A 17142-nucleotide genomic window follows, 5' to 3' on the forward strand; every position below is an offset into this window, starting at 1 on the left:
TATTGCTTTTCCCAGACTGAACGATGCGGAATTATGATGTTAATCACAAGTGTTAACGTTAACATAATTGAAGTGTGATCTGAACCACAAAATCTTGTGGTTCAGTGCGCCGGAAGCGGGGGGACACCGGGCAGGCCGCGCAATCCATGCTCGACCATTGCCATGTAAACGGCAAAATAGTTCAGTACCATCTGCATGAAGGTCAGGTGCAGGATGATGGTGTTATTCGGTGTATCGAGCGTCAGTAATCCGCCAACTTCTGCCGCTTTCAGGCATCGTTTGATGTGCGAACGGGACACTCCACACTTGAGCGAGGCTTTCAGGTAGTTGTACTCGATCACCGCCGTCTGCTGCCTGATGCTCTCGATGTACAGGTCCATTAGCAGCATGTGCCCGGCATCCCTGAATATGAACTCCTTACAATCGGGTACCATATCGAAGAGATACACCTGATTGAGGGTGATTTCGGCATATTTATGGAAATAATCAGCCATGAAATTTTCCATTTTCAAACATCCCGATACATCGAAATCCGGATAAAGCATTCCGTAGGGGATCATCATGGTATTAATTAACGCACGGGTTTCATCAAGCGCTTTTGACGTCACCTGATAGTTTAACTTTCGCTTATCCTGCGGATCCTTTTTAACGTCCATACGACCGCCAACCCGGATAAAGAGCAGAAAAGAATCGATCGTATTGTCGCTGATTAAACCCGTTTTCTTGCAAAAATCTTTGACGTGGCGAAGCGTAGGTTTTTCTGTCGTGAAAAAATACGCCATGATGGCGGAACCGATAATAAAACGATTTGCTTTAAAAATAACCTTAAAATAGAGAGGTTTAGTCAGGTAAAGTCTGAACAGAAGTTTATAGTGCTTCTGCATGACTGCCTCAATATCTTTATGGGACTTAATTGCTTCTGCACGGTGAGAAATTAATTCTGTGAGTTGTTGTTTACTCTTCATATTGCTGCTTACTTTGCCTGGTTCCATAATACAAATAAAAAAACATCGCAATTGTTCTTTAGCGTTAATTTAAAGTCCGTTGAGAAACGGTTCATTATGCTATATGGCAACATTGGGTGTTTAGCGATTTTTGTTAAAATAAGGAAGGGTCTTTATTGCCCTTCTCAGGATAATCCTAGCACTAAAGTGACTATTTTGCATAAACTCTGATTTTATTTTCACCAGTTATAATACTTTCAAAAGTCAAAGTCTTATTTTTTATATGGATATTTTAATCAGTTATTTCATTGAGTTAGGCAGTTTTTTTACGACATGGATTTTCTGCCGTTTTTCTTGAAAAAATTAACCACAAAAATGGACAGTGACATAACAAAGCCTGTGTGAGAATTTTCTTATCGCCAGGTTATACCCGTGGGTTCAAATGTCCGGGTTAACAGGGGTTCTCTCAGGAGAGGGAATTACCGGCACGTTTTTTAATGGATTTTATAAGGATTTATCATGGAAGAGTCACGTCATCAGACCCTGCATCACGGCAATTCTTTTGCGTTATTTTGTAAAAAGAAGTTCGCCTGGCTACTTCGTTTGTCTCTGATATCAATGACTTTTTTAGCCGTCCCTGCTGCTTTGGCAAATATGAGTGTCTATCCTATGGAAGTGACGCTAAATAGCCAGGGCGCAGCGCAGGTACAGACCCTGTCGCAAAGCGGTGAAGCGCAGTTTATTAAAGTCAGTATTAAGCGAATAGATCGTCCTGCGACACAATTTGAAAAAGAAACATTGATAGAAGATGCGGTTTCACGCTCGCTGATTGCTACGCCGGATAAATTCGCGCTGGCATCAGGTTCGCAACGCATCATTCGTCTTATTTCGTTACAACCTCCGGAGAAAGAGACCGCCTGGCGTGTTTACTTCGAGGCCGTCGGTGCGCCGGAAGAATTGAAAGATAAAACAGTTCAGGAAAATAAAATCAGCAACCAGGTAGGTATCAATTTAGTCTGGGGCGTGCTGGTTCATATTCCACCGAAGCATGCTGTGTTATCTCTTATACCCTTATCATCGGGTGAAGTTAAAAATGATGGCACCGTGCGCATGGTGATCCGCGAAGTCGCTCTCTGCTTGCAAAAAAATAGCAGCGGCAGCTGCCAGTGGAAACAGGAACACGCCACGGTATATCCGGATGAGGCATTGCGGTTTAAAGCATGGACGCCAGCGGAAGTAAGCGCAGCACAGGAAATACGAATTAAATATGTTGATCAGAAAACGAGAAATATGAACGAGTATATTCTCGGAAAATAATCAGCTTATTCTAAGGGAATAACAACCCGTTTGTTATAAAGCAGTTCATTATCAACGAGACGGTCATTGATGCGCGTCATTCTTCAAGCCGCAGGTGCGTTGGCTATATTCAGTCGCCTTCCTGTAGCGAGAATTATCTGGCGTATAGGGCCATTACATGGATTTTCATGGAGCTAAAAATGCAAAAATTAATCAAACCACTTTTCATCGCTGCTGCGTTAACGGCTGCATTTAATGCACAGGCTGTGCAGAAAGATATTACTGTCAATGCCAACGTTGATTCGACGGTAGATATGACACAGGCTGACGGTACTGCACTGCCAGGCACTATTAATATGCAATATATTCCTGGCCGTGGTTTATCTACTTATTCACTGGATACTAAAATCTGGTCGAATTCTTCTACCGCCAATATCAACGTGGCACTGGTGAGCACTGCCCAGCTAAACGAAACCGTGACCGGTACCGCCGTTCCGTTGAAAGTCACGCTGGGTGCAGATCTGAAACCGATCACCACCACGGCAACTTCCCTGACTTATGCATCCCTGTTTCCGGCGGGTACTGCGAACGGTTCTTCCGTTCTGCCACTGAAAATCTCCCCGGCAACCGTATCGCCTCTGGCGACCGGCACCTATTCCGGCGTGGTCAGCCTGTTAATCACACAGGCAACGACGTCGAGCTGATTTGCCGGAGTTGACTGATCGATTATTTCGGGGGGCAGTTCGCCCCCTTGTTATTCTTTTTCAGCAGGACGCTGTAATGAAGGTCAATATTCGCATTGTTTTAATAGCCTCTTTCATTACCCTGATCCCCTTTCTTTCAACCCGTGCCGCCACTCAGGTTCCACCAGGTTTTGAATCGCTGGTCACCGGCCAGACGCTGTGGGTCAACCTTTCTGTCTACGGGCAATCGCTTGGACTTTTTGAAGCCTCCGTTAACCTCGATACCGTCACCTTCCTTAAACCGCAAGAGGTGGCGCAGGCGGTAATGGCGCATTACCAAAAAAATTCTCAGCAGCAGGCGGTGTTAGACACGCTGATCCGCCAGCCTCTGGCGCGGAACGGAAATCTGGCGTGCAGCAGTAACGGCGGCGTGGCAGGTTGCGACTATCTGGACACGGATTCGGTTGCGCTTATCTATGATGAAAACAATGCCAAAGTCGCGCTGTTTCTCGGCCCCGAGTTTGTACCGCTCGCCGCCGATAACAGCTCACTGTACTACGAACAGACGGCAGAAACGGAAGCGGCGTTTATCCATCAGCAGAATATCAACTTCGTTACCAACAATGATGATCAGACGTTGTCCCTTCAGGGCGCGGGTGCGCTCGGGCTGACGGAAAACAGCTATGCCGGTATTGACTGGGATTATCTGGCGCAGAAATATCGTCAGCAAAATCATCAGGATGTGCGTTTTAACAACGTCTTCCTGCGCCGTGACGTCGGCAAACGCTATTACGTCCAGGCGGGGCGTATGGACTCGCGGGATATTTTCAGCAACGCGGGTGGAAATATTACCCTCAGCCAGCTGCCGCTCAGTACCATCGAAGGCGCGCGCGTCGGTTCCACGCTGGCCTGGATGAACAACTCGCAGGCGGCGCAGGGCACACCCGTGACAGTGTTTATCACCCGCCCGTCACGCATTGATGCCTATCGCGATCAGCAACTGCTCGGCACTTTTTACCTGAATGCGGGGACACAGAACCTTGATACCACCGCGTTCCCCAATGGCAGTTACAACGTGACGCTGCGCGTGTATGAAGATAACCAGCTGTCGCGTACCGAGCAGGTGCCTTTCAGCCGCACGGGCAATGCGACCAGCCAGAACATCGAATGGTTTGTGCAGGGTGGTGCCATTCCTGACCGCGAGGTACAGGGCAACGGCGCAGAATCACGAAACGGTGCCGACCGCCGCGTGATGCAGGCGGGGATCAAAGTGCCGCTCAGCCGTGAAGCCGCGCTGACCGGCGGTGTGGCCGCGACCAACCGCCACCATTTTGTCGAAAGCGCACTCGACTGGAGCCACGGATTTGATAACCCGCTGCTCGACGGCATTCTTACCACCCGCTTCAGTTACCTGAAGGGCAGTGAAGGCTCGCGCGGCAATATTCAGCAAGTCACCTATAACGACGGTTTTTCCCTCAGCTTTTACCGCAGCGCGCTGTATGCGCAGGACTGCTACAGCAATAACGGCGGCCAATACGGTTTCAGCGGCTGCTATCAGAGCAGCAGTCTGATGTTCAGCGTGCCGGTGAAAAGTTGGTACGTGAATGCCGGTTACAGCGCCAGCAAAAATGAAGGTCGCAACGTGATCCCGGCGCAGCTCGATGATAACGACATCGTACCGGTGTGGACTCGCCGCAGCAGCTATAACAAAACGCAGACAACCACCTGGCAGGCCGGATTTGGGCGCGGGTTCAGCGTCGGCGGCATCAACATCAATACCAGCGCCAACTTTTTTACGCGCACCAGCAACACCGGCATGAAGCGCGATAATGGCGGGTTTCTCTCCGTTTCGCTCTCGCGGGTCAGCACGCCGACGATTAATGCGCGCTCGAACTACAGCTCGGTAGGCATGACTTATCAGACTGACCGCAGCAGTAAGGATCAGGTTGGCTATAACGTTGCGCAAAACTGGTATTTCGATGCGCAGAATCAGCAGGAAATCGGCGTGAATCTCAACGGGAATCAGGACAATACGCTGAATGCTTCGGTCTACGGGAAAACCAGCGGCGAGTACGGCAGCGGCAGTCTGGCGTTCAGTTCCGCCTCTTCAGGTGCGTCTGGCCAGCGTTTAAGCAGCAGCGGCAGCTATAACTCCTCAATGGCGGTGGCGAAATCCGGTTTGTACTGGGGCAAATGGGGCAACGGCCTGCCCGGTGCCGCTGTCGGGCTAAACGTCGTGAGTACCGATGACAGCCGGGATACCCGCGTGGATGTCTCCGTTGACGGCGCGGGCAGCGCCAGCCTGCACGGTACCGGACGCACGTTGTTCAGCGTACCGGCGTATACGCAAAGTAATATCAGCATCAATGATTCCATTGAATCCACCGCCGGTATGCGCAGTGAAATCACGCAGGGTGCCGGACGCCGGACACTGTTTATCGCGCCGGGCCGGATGCTGGTCAGCAAGGTGAATATCGTCTCGCGCTATACCTATCTCGGCAGGCTGATGATCAATCAGCAAACGCCGCTGGAAGGCGCCACGCCGCTGAATGTCGCCAGCTGGTCGGGATTAGGGCAGGGCGGATTCACAGCGGAAACCGATCACCGCATGAAGAATTTATATATGGCGCGTGGCATGCAGATGTACCGCTGCGAATTGAAGGTGAAAAGCACGCATGACGTTGTGCGTTACGTCGGCGACAGCGACTGCAAAACGGTCGAACTTGCGTCGGTGCCGCAGGACGTTCAGCAGCAGGCAAAAATGCTGATCGCTACCCGCCGGACGGATGAAGGTCCTCTTGCCCGGGCAGAGTTTTCTTCGCAGGAATAACAATAGGGATTTTGTATGAAAAGTAGATTTCTTGCCGGTCTGGCGCTGATGTGCCTGATGTGCGGAGCACAGGCGGCCTCGCTCACGCCGTCAGGACGCAACACCAGCGTCGCCGTGTCCTTCGACCGGATGTCCGTACCGGCGCAGTTGCCCATCTGGACCAACGAAAACGGCGGCTATGACACCACCAACGCGGCCAAGTGGGGGCGAAACACGCTGGTTTGTCAGTCACGAACCAGCAATCAGTATGGTGCCTGCCTGACGTTTCCGGTCTGGCTGGAAGCGTCCCCCGCGCCGTATCCCGTACCGGTTTTATTTACCGAAAACACCACCAAACAGACGCTGGTGCTCAATGTCTATATGACCAAACGAAGATCGCTTAATAACATTGTCGTGGCCACCAATCTGGTGCCGCTGAATGCCTTTGGCGGCGAAGTAACGCCGAGGGGCGACGGTACGGATTACTCGGCGTATCTCCCTTCGTCGGAGCTGAGTAAATTCCCTTCCGCCGGAACCTGGAGCGGAACGCTCAAAATGTCGCTGATGCAATGGCCCATAACCTGTACCGGGAATTCGCAGAATGTGAACGTGGGCTGTACCAACGTAACCAAGCTGGGTGACTGGATCGCCAGCATGACATTCAAGGTGACGGATTACGGTAATCAGCAGATCTATCTGCCCGAGTTTGGCAATGCGGCGGCGAATGTGGATCTCGGACTGAAAATCTTTCCCGGCGCCCGCGCCACCACCACCGTGAGCGGCAGCCGTTCGCTGGATATGTGTCTTTATGATGGCAATAATTCGGACAGCAACCGCGTAAGCCTGATCTTTCAGGACGAAGGTTCTGCCGCGCCCTCCAGAGCCACCGGATTGTTTTCGTTATATCTCATCGGCGGGAATAAAAATCTGGCACAAGATCGTCTGGATTATTCGATAGAGGTGATTAATCCGCTGACCAAAGCGCGGCAGATAGTGCAGAACGGCACTGAGGTCATCTGGAGCGGCACCAATAAAGGCGTATTACGGCGCGTCGTTTTACCGGGGCAGCGAAATTCCGTGTTGTGCGTTCCCGCACCGATGGAATTAATTACGCCGTCTTTCACGTTATCGTCGAAAACGGCGGGGCGTTATCGCGGTACTCTGAGGATTATTTATACCCCGACGACGCAATAGTTCTCTGACAATATTCACAACTCATGACGTTGATTAATGAATTTTGCTCATAGGTGCTTTCATATTTTGCCATCTAGTCCGCACACGCGAAGGGCGCTAACGTAGTTCAATCAATCATGAGTCTGTAATGGCTCGAGCATAACGTGGCAGGAGAAAGTGACATGAATGCCTTCAAAGCAACTACGCTTTCACTATCAATGATGATGTCCTGCATGGCCCCGGCAGCGTTTGCCGAAGCGGAGAATAAAATGAACGACGCAATCAGAATCACCAAAAGCGGTTCCACGCCTTCTCAGAGCGGCCCGGAAAGTTACTTCACCGGTAAAGTGCGCATTGATGCGCCGTTCAGCGGTACGGAATCTGCCCGCGTTGGCGGCGCCACCGTGACCTTCGAACCCGGCGCGCGTACCGCATGGCACACGCATCCGCTGGGTCAGACGCTGATCGTCACTCACGGTCGCGGCTGGTTACAGGAAGAGGGCCGCGATGTTCGCGAAATGAACGTGGGGGATATCGTGTGGATCCCGGAAGGGGTGAAACACTGGCACGGCGCGACGCCGGAAAACGCGATGACGCATATCGCGATTGCTGAATCTCTCAACGGCAGCCCGGTAGAGTGGATGGAAAAAGTGACCGACGCGCAGTATCAGAAATAAAGAACAGGTTTTCATTTTTGACAACATCCTGTCCGGATTATCCGGACGGGATTTCTTACTTTCTACCTGTACAGGAAAATATCATGACCCTGAAAGTGCTCGGATACGCTGCCCAGTCAGCGAAAGTGCCATTAGCGCCCTTCGAATTTGAACAACGCGAAGCCCGCGCCGACGACGTAGTGATCGACGTAATGTATTGCGGCGTCTGCCATTCAGATTTACATCAGGCCCGCAACGACTGGGGATTCAGCACTTATCCGCTGGTGCCCGGCCATGAAGTGGTGGGCCGCGTGGCGAAAGTCGGTAAGAACGTCACCAAATTCAAAGTCGGTGATTACGCCGGGATCGGTTGTATGGTCGATTCCTGTCGCACGTGCAGCCCGTGTGAAAAAGGGCTCGAGCAGTATTGTTTAGAAGGCAACACCCAGACCTATAACAGCGTAGATCGCCATGATCATATGCCGACTTACGGCGGCTACTCCAAATCCATCGTGGCGAGCGAAAGCTTCGTGCTGAGAATGCCGGAAGGCATCGACCTCAAAGCAGCCGCACCGCTGCTGTGCGCCGGTATCACCACCTGGTCGCCGCTGCGCCACTGGAATATCACCAAGGGAAGCAAAGTCGGTGTGGTCGGGCTCGGTGGTCTGGGCCACATGGCGCTGAAACTGGCGAATGCGCTGGGTGCGGAAGTTACGCTGTTCACCCGTTCCGCCGGCAAAGCAGAAGATGCCCGCCGTCTGGGCGCGCACCACATCGTGGTCTCCACGGATGACGCGCAGATGGCCGCGACCAAAGGCGAGTTCGATTTGATCATCGATACCGTGCCTTACGTTCACGACATCAACCCGTACATGCCAACCCTGAACATCGACGGCACGCTGGTGTTTGTTGGTTTCCTCGGTGACATCAGCCCGATGCTTAGCACGCTGTCGATGATCCTTGGCCGCCGCTCCGTAGCCGGTTCATGCATCGGCGGCATTGCAGAAACCCAGGAAATGCTCGATTTCTGCGCCGAACATAACATCGGTTCTGACATCGAAATGATCAGCATGCCGGACATTAACGACGCTTACGAACGTATGCTGAAAAGCGATGTGAAATACCGCTTCGTGATTGATATGGCGACGCTGACGGCGTAAGAAATCTGCTTCTGACACTGTAAAACGACTCTTTCGGGAAAGCTTCCTGATGGGGTCGTTTTTTATTCCCAATGCACCGCTATCCCAAATTTCTGCGCTAAACCTATAACTCTCTCTAAATAAGTCAAAAACACCCCTTATTCCCCCCATTAAAACCGATGCTTTAACTAGATGACTCATCACTAACTCGACTACTATAAAAAGAATTACATTCAGCGAGCTTTGTCAGGTATGCCACATTTTTTCCCGGATGAAAGTCACGTGCGTGAACGTTCGGATCGTTTTTTACGACGAATGTATCTGATGCGCATGCTGGGCACTTTCCTCTGCTTTCTGCCCATTGCCTCTGTGCTTGAAGAGCGGGGTGCATCCTGGCTGCCGATCAGTCTGCTGGTGTTCAATGGGTTTATCTGGCCACACGTCGCGATGCTGATTGCACGGTGGTCTAAAAAGCCCAATCAGGCCGAGTTCAGAAATCTGGCGTTTGACGCCGTCGCCGGTGGCGCATGGGTCGCGCTGATGGGCGTCTGTCCTCTGCCGTCTGCGGTGATTACGTCCATCCTTATTGCGGATCGTTTTTCCGCCGGTGGCTGGCGTCTGTTACGCCGTGCGATGGCGTTTTACTGCATCGGATTTATTGTCTGCTGGCCGTTCTCGGGGATGACGTTTTATAACGACGTTACCGTGCGCACCCTGTGGCTGACGTTACCCCTTTCGACGATTTACATCATCGCCTTCAGCGCGGCCAACTATTCGATCTCCAGAAAGTTGCGTGATAAACAGCATGAGCTGGAGAAAACTGCGCTGATGGATCCGTTCCTCGGCCTGCCAAACAGGCGGTTGCTCGACAGGCGGCTGATGCTGGAGTTTGATCGTTCCAGACACGATCTCTCCTGCCTGATGGTGCTCGACGTCGATGATTTAAAAATGGTCAATGACCTGTTTGGTCGTGAGGCCGGGGATTATGTGCTGCGCTCGGTGGCGACGATTTTGCGTCAGGAAACCGGCGAGCACGATTTCCCTGCGTTGCTGGGTGACGATGAGTTCGTGGTGATCCTGCCGGGAATTTCCGAAGAGGAGGCCTACGCAGTCGGATACCGGTTATTGCTCAAAGCTTCAGAAATCCGGCTATCGCAGGACGCCGGTTTCCAGTGCTCTCTGAGCGCGGGCATAGCAACCTCGCGCGGGCGGGAAGATTACCACCAGTGGCTGGCCGCGGCAGAACACGCCGTAGCGGCGGTAAAACAAAATGGCAAAAACAGTATTGGCAGCGCAGGCAGGGCTTAAGCCTTTCCTGGTCTACACTGATTTGGAATGCATTTTCCGGGATGAATAATGATGAAAAATATGAAAATAGTGATGATTGCAGCGGTTATGAACGCCGGTTTTCTGGCAGGATGCTCAAGTATTGATGAACCCGTAGGCGAGCAAACCTATCGCCCGGCAAAGTTCGATGAATCTTTTGCCCAGGGGCAGGCGAGTTACACCTCTTCCGTATTTTCCATTCTGGAACGTCACCGTCGGGCGGAGACTTACAAAAAGATTTTCGAGTTTTGTAACGGCAGATTCCAGACGCTCGGCGAAAGTAATGACGGCGAAAAGGTTAACATTCGGTTTGCCTGTCTGCCGAAGGAGCTGGCGCAAAGTAATTATTCTGCGCAGCCGGGATTACCCACGCATTATTAAGCTTACTGATATTTTGAGGTGCTATGAGCAAGGAACGACCTGATTTTATCCGTCACTGGACGGAGCTCGAAGGCCCGGACGACGGCAGTTATCCCGGCGATGATGAACTGATGTCAATCGGTGCGCCGCTTGGAAAATCACTCGGGCTGACGCGCATTGGTATCCATCATGAGCGGCTGCTGCCGGGGCGTCGCACCAGTTATCCGCATGCGGAAAGTGCTGAAGATGAATTTGTGTATGTCCTTGAGGGGCATCCGGATGCATGGATCAACGGGGATTTGCATCCGCTGAAACCGGGCGACTCGGTGGCTTTTCCGCAGGGAACTGGTATCTGTCATACCTTCATCAACAACACCGATGAAGAAGTGCATTTGCTGACGATCGGTGAGGCGAACAAAGCGGAAAACCGTATTTACTATCCGAAGAATCAGCAATACGAAGCCACCCGAAAAGACCGCTGGCAGGATGTGCCGCCGCAGGAGTTTGGTGAGCATGACGGGCTGTCGGATCAAAAAAGAGGCAACAAAAAGCCGGTGTGATAACCGGCTTTTTTAAGGAGCGTGTGACGCGGGTTTTGCAGAGTTCATCATGTCAACAAAGGTCTTCATTGGATAGAAAGCGACTGCCAGCGCTGCTGACAATACGGCATCATGCGGTGGATCTTTAGCGTCTGCGCTTCATGTCGGTTGAGCGAGTAACCTTCCGGCGTGATTTCCAGCGTATCACCGGTTTTCAGCGAGAAGTTGTCATCCACCGACAATATCAGCTTCAGGTTTTTAAACGCCTGAATGCAGATGTATTTGAGTCCTGTGTGCGGGATATTCAGGATATCTATAATTTTCCATTCCATACTTCCACTCCTTTCTGAAACTGCCTGATTTTCGTGCCTCATTTTTACCTCATAACCACGTCATTTTTTGTCATCACAAGGTAATGATTTCTTTATAGGCGTTCCTATAAGTTCAATGCATGAGCTGACTCACAAAAAGGAATAGCCAGATCTCCGTGGGATCTCAGAATGGATTTTTTAGGACAAAGTGCAGTGGTTTTTGGTTTTTTAGGCCAGGGAAATCGTACGTTTTAAGAAAGTCGCCGTGTGTTCAGAAAGCAAAAAAGCTTGAAATCACAAGGATAAAACGGGTATTCCTGAATGCTTTATGATTTTTGTTATATTTTTCAGGGCAGGATGAGATGAATCACACACGTAAAAATCTTCTGGTTATTGTATTCGCGTTAAGCACGTTCTCTGCGTGGGCAAACAACTGTATTGAAACCCGTGCGGGTATCGATATGGGTTCCGGCACCACCAAAATTCAGGTCGCACAGGTGGATATTTGCCGCCACCAGCTGGGGAAAGTGCTGTATGAAGATCAGCGCCCGCTGGGCTTTAACGATGATTTAGGAAAATCGGGCAATAATCAGTTAAGTGCCGCCATGCAGCAGCAGGGCGTGACCGCGCTCAGGGAGATGGTTGATAAGGCGCGCACGTTCCATCCTCAGCGCATTACCGGCGTGGCAACCGCGGTGTTCCGTTCAGCGTCAAACGGCCAGCAGGTGATCGACCAGTTCAACCAGCAGGCACAGATCCAGCTGCGCATCATCACGCAGGAGCAGGAAGCTGAGCTGGGGTTTATTTCGGCGAAAGCCGCGCTGCATGACAACAACGTCAAAAATGAAGATTTGCTGGTATGGGACATCGGCGGCGGATCGATGCAGATGACCGCCTTTCGCGAGCAAAATGGCAAGACGGTGACCGATATTTACCAGGGGCGTCTGGCCTCGGTGATGCTGAAAGAATTCATCATCAGCGTGCTGAAAAATCAGGAACTCGACAAAGCGGCGTCGCCGAACCCGATTGGTTCGCTGCGTAATACCGTGCTGCGTTATGTGAATTTCTACGCACGGACGCACGTCAGCCCGCAGATCAAAGAGGATGCTAAGACCCGTCGTGTGATCGGTATCGGCGGCGTTCACGGCTACTCGGTCAAAGACCAGCTGCGTTCTGCCAACAAGACTCATCGCTCAAACAATACTTACACCTTAGAAGATCTGCAGCGGGTGTCGAAAAATCAGGTGTGGAAAGGCGACAGCGAACTGGCCGGTGAATATCGGGCGACCGACGTCAGCAACTTGTTGCTGGTCGAAGGGTTTATGCAGGCGCTGAACATTCCGCAGGTGACTGTGGTGAAAGCCAGCCTGATTCAGGGCATTCTGGTGCAATAAGGCCCGTATAACGCATGACTGAAGGAGCAGAATCGCATGACAACTGACTCAACCAATCCACAGCACGATGACTTTATCTGGCTGGAAGGGATCCGTAACGAACAGGCGCTGGCCTGGGCGCATGAGCAAAATCCAATTACGCTGGCCGCTTTTACCCAGGGCAAAGAGTTTGACCCGCTTCGCGAGAAAGTGCTTAAAGGGCTGAATTCGCCGGATCAGATCCCCGGCATCGGGCGGTTTGGCGAAAAGTGGTACAACTTCTGGCAGGATGCGAAAAATCCGCGCGGCCTGCTGCGGCGCACCACGCTGGACGAATACCGTAAATCTGAACCACAGTGGGAAACGGTGCTGGACATTGATGCGCTGGGCAAAGCTGAAGGAAAGGACTGGGTGTATCACGGAGTCTTTCCGCTGAAACCTGAATACAAACGGGCGCTGGTTTTCCTGTCCCCGGACGGCGGCGATGCCTCTGAAGTGCGCGAGTTTGATTTACAGACGCTGGAGTTCGTCTCCGACGGCTTCTTCCTGCCGGTCGCGAAAAGCCGCACCGGCTGGATTGACCATGACCACCTGTTCGTCGCCACTGATTTTGGCGAAGACTCCCTGACCGATTCAGGTTATCCACGTATTGTGAAAATCTGGTCGCGCGCTACACCGCTCAGCGAAGCCACTACGGTCTACAGCGCGGGTAAAAAAGACATGATGGCCGTTGGCTATCACGACAGCTTCACCGGCTTCGAGCACGATTATATCGTACGGGTGATCGATTTCTATCACCGCGAAGTGTTCCTGTTAAACGCAGAAAAAGAACTGATTAAAATCGATTTGCCTGATGATGCCAAATTCAGTTCGTGGCGCGAATGGATCCTGATCCAGCCTTCCAGCGAGTGGCAGGTCAACGGCCAAAGCTGGCCGTCCGGTTCGCTGCTGACCATGAATTTTGACGCCTTTATGGCCGGTGACCGCACGCTGGTACCGCTTTTTGTGCCGGGCGATCACAGCGCACTGAGCGGAGTGACTGCCACGCGTGATCAGCTCAACGGTTATTCCTGCGCCTGCGATCACATCATTTTGAGTATCACGCGTGACGTGGTGAACCGCCTCGAAGTGCTGACCCCCAAAGACGGCGAATGGCAGCGCGAGCCGTTCGGACATGTGCCGGAACTCAGTAAAATCAACGCCTGGGGCGTCTCGGACGACTCGAACGACTATTTCATGACCGTCAGCGGCTTCCTGCAACCGACGAGTTTGTCGCTTGGCAGTCTGGATAATGGCGCGGAACAAGAGGCGCAATTGCTTAAACAGGATCCGTCGCATTTCGATGCATCCCGTTATCAGGTCAGCCAGCATTTTGCGCGGTCCGACGACGGCACGCGCGTGCCGTATTTCGTGGTCTGCCGCAAAGATGTGGTGTACGACGGCAAAAATCCGACGCTGCTTTACGGCTACGGGGGTTTTGAAGTGTCGCTCGATCCCTATTATCTCGGCGTGAGCGGCGTAGCATGGCTGGATCGCGGCGGCGTCTTTGTGGTGGCCAATATCCGTGGCGGTGGCGAGTACGGGCCGGAATGGCATAAGGCGGCGCTGAAAGGAAAACGTCTGCGCGCGTATGAAGATTTCGCCTCTGTCGCCAAAGCGCTGATTGCCAGCAACATCACCTCACCGGCCCATCTGGCGGCGCAGGGCGGCAGCAACGGCGGTCTGTTGGTCGGCAATATGCTGACGCGATACCCGGAGCTGTTCGGCGCGATCGTCTGCGAAGTCGCGTTGCTGGACATGCAGCGTTACACGCAGATCTCCGCCGGTGCCTCGTGGATTGCTGAATACGGCGATCCGCAGATCCCGCAAGAGTGGGAATTTATCCGCGAATTCTCGCCGTATCACAACATCGATCCGGCGAAGAAATACCCGCCGGTACTGTTCTCTACGGCGACCAGCGATGACCGCGTCGGGCCAGATCATGCGCGTAAAATGGCGGCTAAAATGCAGGCGCTGGGTATTCCTGATGTATATTTCTACGAGAATACCGAAGGTGGCCACAGTGCAGCGGCAGACAAAGCGCAGTCCGCCTTTAAACGTGTGATGGTCAGTGAGTTTCTGCTGAAGTTCATCGGTCGCGAATCGTAAGACCAGCCGTTTTATTGATTATCTGACTTAACTCAAACGGGATGCCGGCCTGGTATCCCGTTCATATTTCGACATGTTTTATCCGCATTATTCCCCGTAAAAGCGTTGCCTCATCAATCGTTCCTTGTTTATTATTTCTGTTTGTTTGATAACAATTATCAAAATCATTTTTCATTCATTCTCATTTTCGGGGCTTTGCATGTACAAGAACACCGCTCGCGTGCTGTCTGTTGCCGGTCTGATGGCCGCTTCCTTTTCTGTTTTTGCCACCACTTATCCGCTGACGGTTACCGACATTTCCGGACAGAAAGTCACTATCGAGAAAGCGCCGCAGCGCGTGATTTTGCAGGATGGCCGCGATTTACTGGCGCTGGCAGTGCTGGACAAAGCCAACCCTTTTGAGCACGTAGTGGCGTGGAATAACCTGCTGAAGAAAACCGACAGCGGCACCTGGGATATGCTGAAAAGTAAATGGCCAGAATCTGCCAATATTCTTGATATGGGGTTCAGTGATAAAGGGCAGGTTGATCTCGAAACCGTGATTGCCAAGAAACCCGACCTGATGGTTGCCCAGCTTCGGGCTAAAGATTCTCTCGCACAGGCGGGCGTGCTGGACAAACTGGCCGCGCTGCACATTCCGGTGGTGTTCCTGGATTATGAACTGGATCCGGCCAAAAACACTGCGCCAAGCATCGATCTGCTAGGCAAAGTGATGAATCAGGAGGATAACGCCCGCGCCTATACGCAGTTCTATAACGAACATTTCCAGAGCATTCAGAAAGCCGTATCAGCGATCAAAATTAAACCAAACGTGTTCATCGAACCGATTGCCGGTCGCGATGATTCCTGCTGCTTCACTCACGGTAATGCAGGCTGGGGCCGGTTGATTCAGGCGGTCGATGCCCACAACATCGGCTCCCAGCTGTTGCCCGGGGCTTCAGGCACCGTTTCGCTGGAGCAGGTGATCAGCATGAAGCCGGACGTTTACATCATGACCGGTTCTGCGCGTCCGAAAGGCGGTTCTGTGACCCACATTCTGCCATTTGGTTACGGCGCGGATCAGGCCAGCCTGGATCAAACCGCGAAAGTGCTGACCACCCGCACCGGCGTAGCGCAGATCCCGGCTGTGATGAACGGCAACGTCTATGCGGTGTATCACCAGTTCTATAACCACCCGTACAACATCGTCGGGATGGAATATCTGGCAAAGTTTATTTATCCAAAAGAGTTTAAAACGCTGGATCCCGCGAAGACTTACCACGAGATCGTGCGTAACTACACCAACCTGCCGGATCAGGATTTCATCCTCGGCTGGTCAGCGAAGAAATAACTTAAGCGTCATCCCGTCTGCTTTCCGGCAGACGGGCTCCTTACCGCCTCGCGCCCGTTATGACCGCCATTTACATTCGTCACATTCGTTGACACTCCGTTAATTCATACCTTAATTCAATTGTATTAGTGTGATTCATAGAATCCCGCTATAGGTCACCAGGGCGACCGCCAGCGAAGCGCACGACATCAACAAGGTGAATTTATGCAATCTGAAGAACAGCGTTTAATTGACGGGCTTTTTAGTCGCTTGCAACAAGCTGAGTCCAATACAGCACCGCGCGATGCGGACGCTGAGCGTGTGATTCAGGCCCATATCCGTCAGCAGCCGTCGGCACCTTATTACATGGCGCAGGCGATGATTATTCTGGAAGCCGCACTGACCAAACTGAACGGTCAGGTGCAGGCCTTACAGCAGCAAGTCGATCAGTTACAACAGCAAACTGCCAAACCGCAAAGTAGCGGTTTTCTGGCCGGGCTGTTTGGCGGCGGAGCTTCTGCGCCTGAGCCGCAGCGTTCTGTGTCGCAGGGCAGTCAGCCAATCCCCGGCACGCAAGGGTGGGGCGCTCAGCCACAACCGTCACAATACGCCGGGCAGTCACAGCAGGCTCCCGCACAGGCCGCGCCTCAGGCTCCGGGATTCCTGGGCAGCGCACTGCGCACGGCGGCGGGCGTCGCCGGTGGCGTGGTGCTGGCGGATATGCTGACCGGCATGTTCCATCACAGCCAGCCGCAGGAAATTGTTAACATTATCGAAGAACCGCCGGTGCAGGATCTCAACCCTGCTGACAGCAGTTTTCTGGATAACAACAATCAGGGCTTCGACAGTAATCAGCCATCCTGGGAGGATGCGTCGTTGCGTGATAACAATTCAGATCTGGGTTTCGGTTCAGATAATTTTGACTCTGATGACTTCAATAATGACGATGATTCATTTTTCTGATGGTGCGCGATATCAGGGCGTGAAGGGCTGATTTTGCAGAAGAAAGCGGCAACGAAAAGTCAGGAATGAGAGCTTTATCGCTTATTGCTATCAGAATTCTGGACAAAATGAAG

Annotated in this window: 15 protein-coding genes; 13 read left to right on the top strand and 2 right to left on the bottom strand. The window is 52.2% G+C overall.

Annotated elements, in window-relative coordinates:
* Positions 1 to 101 precede the first annotated feature (101 nt).
* Positions 102 to 965 carry a hypothetical protein gene (locus tag ACMHLI_RS03080; RefSeq protein ID WP_413528201.1) on the bottom strand — a complete coding sequence of 288 codons (864 nt, stop codon included), beginning with the start codon at positions 963 to 965 and terminating at the stop codon, positions 102 to 104.
* 498 nt (positions 966 to 1463) lie between these two features.
* Between ACMHLI_RS03080 and ACMHLI_RS03085 the strand changes: the two genes are divergently transcribed.
* From ACMHLI_RS03085 to ACMHLI_RS03125, 9 genes are all read left to right on the top strand, one after another.
* Complete coding sequence (locus ACMHLI_RS03085; RefSeq protein ID WP_413528202.1) at positions 1464 to 2261, top strand: fimbrial protein; 798 nt, start codon at positions 1464 to 1466, stop codon at positions 2259 to 2261.
* Between the two features lie 179 nt (positions 2262 to 2440).
* On the top strand, positions 2441 to 2944 hold the full coding sequence (locus tag ACMHLI_RS03090) for a CS1 type fimbrial major subunit (RefSeq protein ID WP_413528203.1): 504 nt from the start codon (positions 2441 to 2443) through the stop codon (positions 2942 to 2944).
* Positions 2945 to 3020: 76 nt separating this feature from the next.
* Positions 3021 to 5753: a TcfC E-set like domain-containing protein gene (locus ACMHLI_RS03095; RefSeq protein WP_413528204.1), complete on the top strand. Its 2733-nt coding sequence runs from the start codon at positions 3021 to 3023 to the stop codon at positions 5751 to 5753.
* 15 nt (positions 5754 to 5768) lie between these two features.
* Positions 5769 to 6926 (top strand): CfaE/CblD family pilus tip adhesin, encoded by a 1158-nt coding sequence (locus ACMHLI_RS03100; RefSeq protein ID WP_413528205.1) that lies wholly within the window; start codon positions 5769 to 5771, stop codon positions 6924 to 6926.
* Between the two features lie 248 nt (positions 6927 to 7174).
* Positions 7175 to 7582, top strand: a complete 408-nt coding sequence (locus ACMHLI_RS03105; RefSeq protein ID WP_413528295.1) for a cupin domain-containing protein — start codon at positions 7175 to 7177, stop codon at positions 7580 to 7582.
* Between the two features lie 83 nt (positions 7583 to 7665).
* On the top strand, positions 7666 to 8721 hold the full coding sequence (locus ACMHLI_RS03110) for an NAD(P)-dependent alcohol dehydrogenase (protein WP_413528206.1): 1056 nt from the start codon (positions 7666 to 7668) through the stop codon (positions 8719 to 8721).
* Between the two features lie 261 nt (positions 8722 to 8982).
* On the top strand, positions 8983 to 10008 hold the full coding sequence (locus ACMHLI_RS03115; RefSeq protein ID WP_413528207.1) for a diguanylate cyclase domain-containing protein: 1026 nt from the start codon (positions 8983 to 8985) through the stop codon (positions 10006 to 10008).
* Between the two features lie 48 nt (positions 10009 to 10056).
* On the top strand, positions 10057 to 10407 hold the full coding sequence (locus tag ACMHLI_RS03120) for a hypothetical protein (RefSeq protein WP_413528208.1): 351 nt from the start codon (positions 10057 to 10059) through the stop codon (positions 10405 to 10407).
* Positions 10408 to 10430: 23 nt separating this feature from the next.
* Entirely contained in the window at positions 10431 to 10946 is a 516-nt protein-coding gene (locus ACMHLI_RS03125; RefSeq protein WP_413528209.1) for a cupin domain-containing protein, read from the top strand.
* A gap of 65 nt (positions 10947 to 11011) precedes the next feature.
* Here the strand turns inward: ACMHLI_RS03125 and ACMHLI_RS03130 are convergent, their stop codons facing one another.
* Positions 11012 to 11257, bottom strand: a complete 246-nt coding sequence (locus ACMHLI_RS03130; protein WP_413528210.1) for a hypothetical protein — start codon at positions 11255 to 11257, stop codon at positions 11012 to 11014.
* A gap of 341 nt (positions 11258 to 11598) precedes the next feature.
* Between ACMHLI_RS03130 and ACMHLI_RS03135 the strand changes: the two genes are divergently transcribed.
* The 4 genes from ACMHLI_RS03135 (at position 11599) to ACMHLI_RS03150 (ending at position 17029) form a co-directional block, all read left to right on the top strand.
* Positions 11599 to 12630, top strand: coding sequence for a Ppx/GppA phosphatase family protein (locus ACMHLI_RS03135; RefSeq protein ID WP_413528211.1), 1032 nt, complete (start codon positions 11599 to 11601; stop codon positions 12628 to 12630).
* Positions 12631 to 12666: 36 nt separating this feature from the next.
* Entirely contained in the window at positions 12667 to 14757 is a 2091-nt protein-coding gene (locus ACMHLI_RS03140; RefSeq protein WP_413528212.1) for a prolyl oligopeptidase family serine peptidase, read from the top strand.
* A gap of 199 nt (positions 14758 to 14956) precedes the next feature.
* Positions 14957 to 16087 carry an ABC transporter substrate-binding protein gene (locus tag ACMHLI_RS03145; RefSeq protein WP_413528213.1) on the top strand — a complete coding sequence of 377 codons (1131 nt, stop codon included), beginning with the start codon at positions 14957 to 14959 and terminating at the stop codon, positions 16085 to 16087.
* Between the two features lie 204 nt (positions 16088 to 16291).
* The gene (locus ACMHLI_RS03150; RefSeq protein WP_413528214.1) at positions 16292 to 17029 is read left to right on the top strand and encodes a DUF2076 domain-containing protein; all 738 of its coding nucleotides are present in this window, start codon (positions 16292 to 16294) and stop codon (positions 17027 to 17029) included.
* Positions 17030 to 17142: the final 113 nt, after the last annotated feature.

The organism is Rahnella inusitata (genome assembly GCF_965118895.1).
In the GTDB taxonomy this organism is placed as follows: Bacteria; Pseudomonadota; Gammaproteobacteria; order Enterobacterales; family Enterobacteriaceae; genus Rahnella; species Rahnella inusitata_A.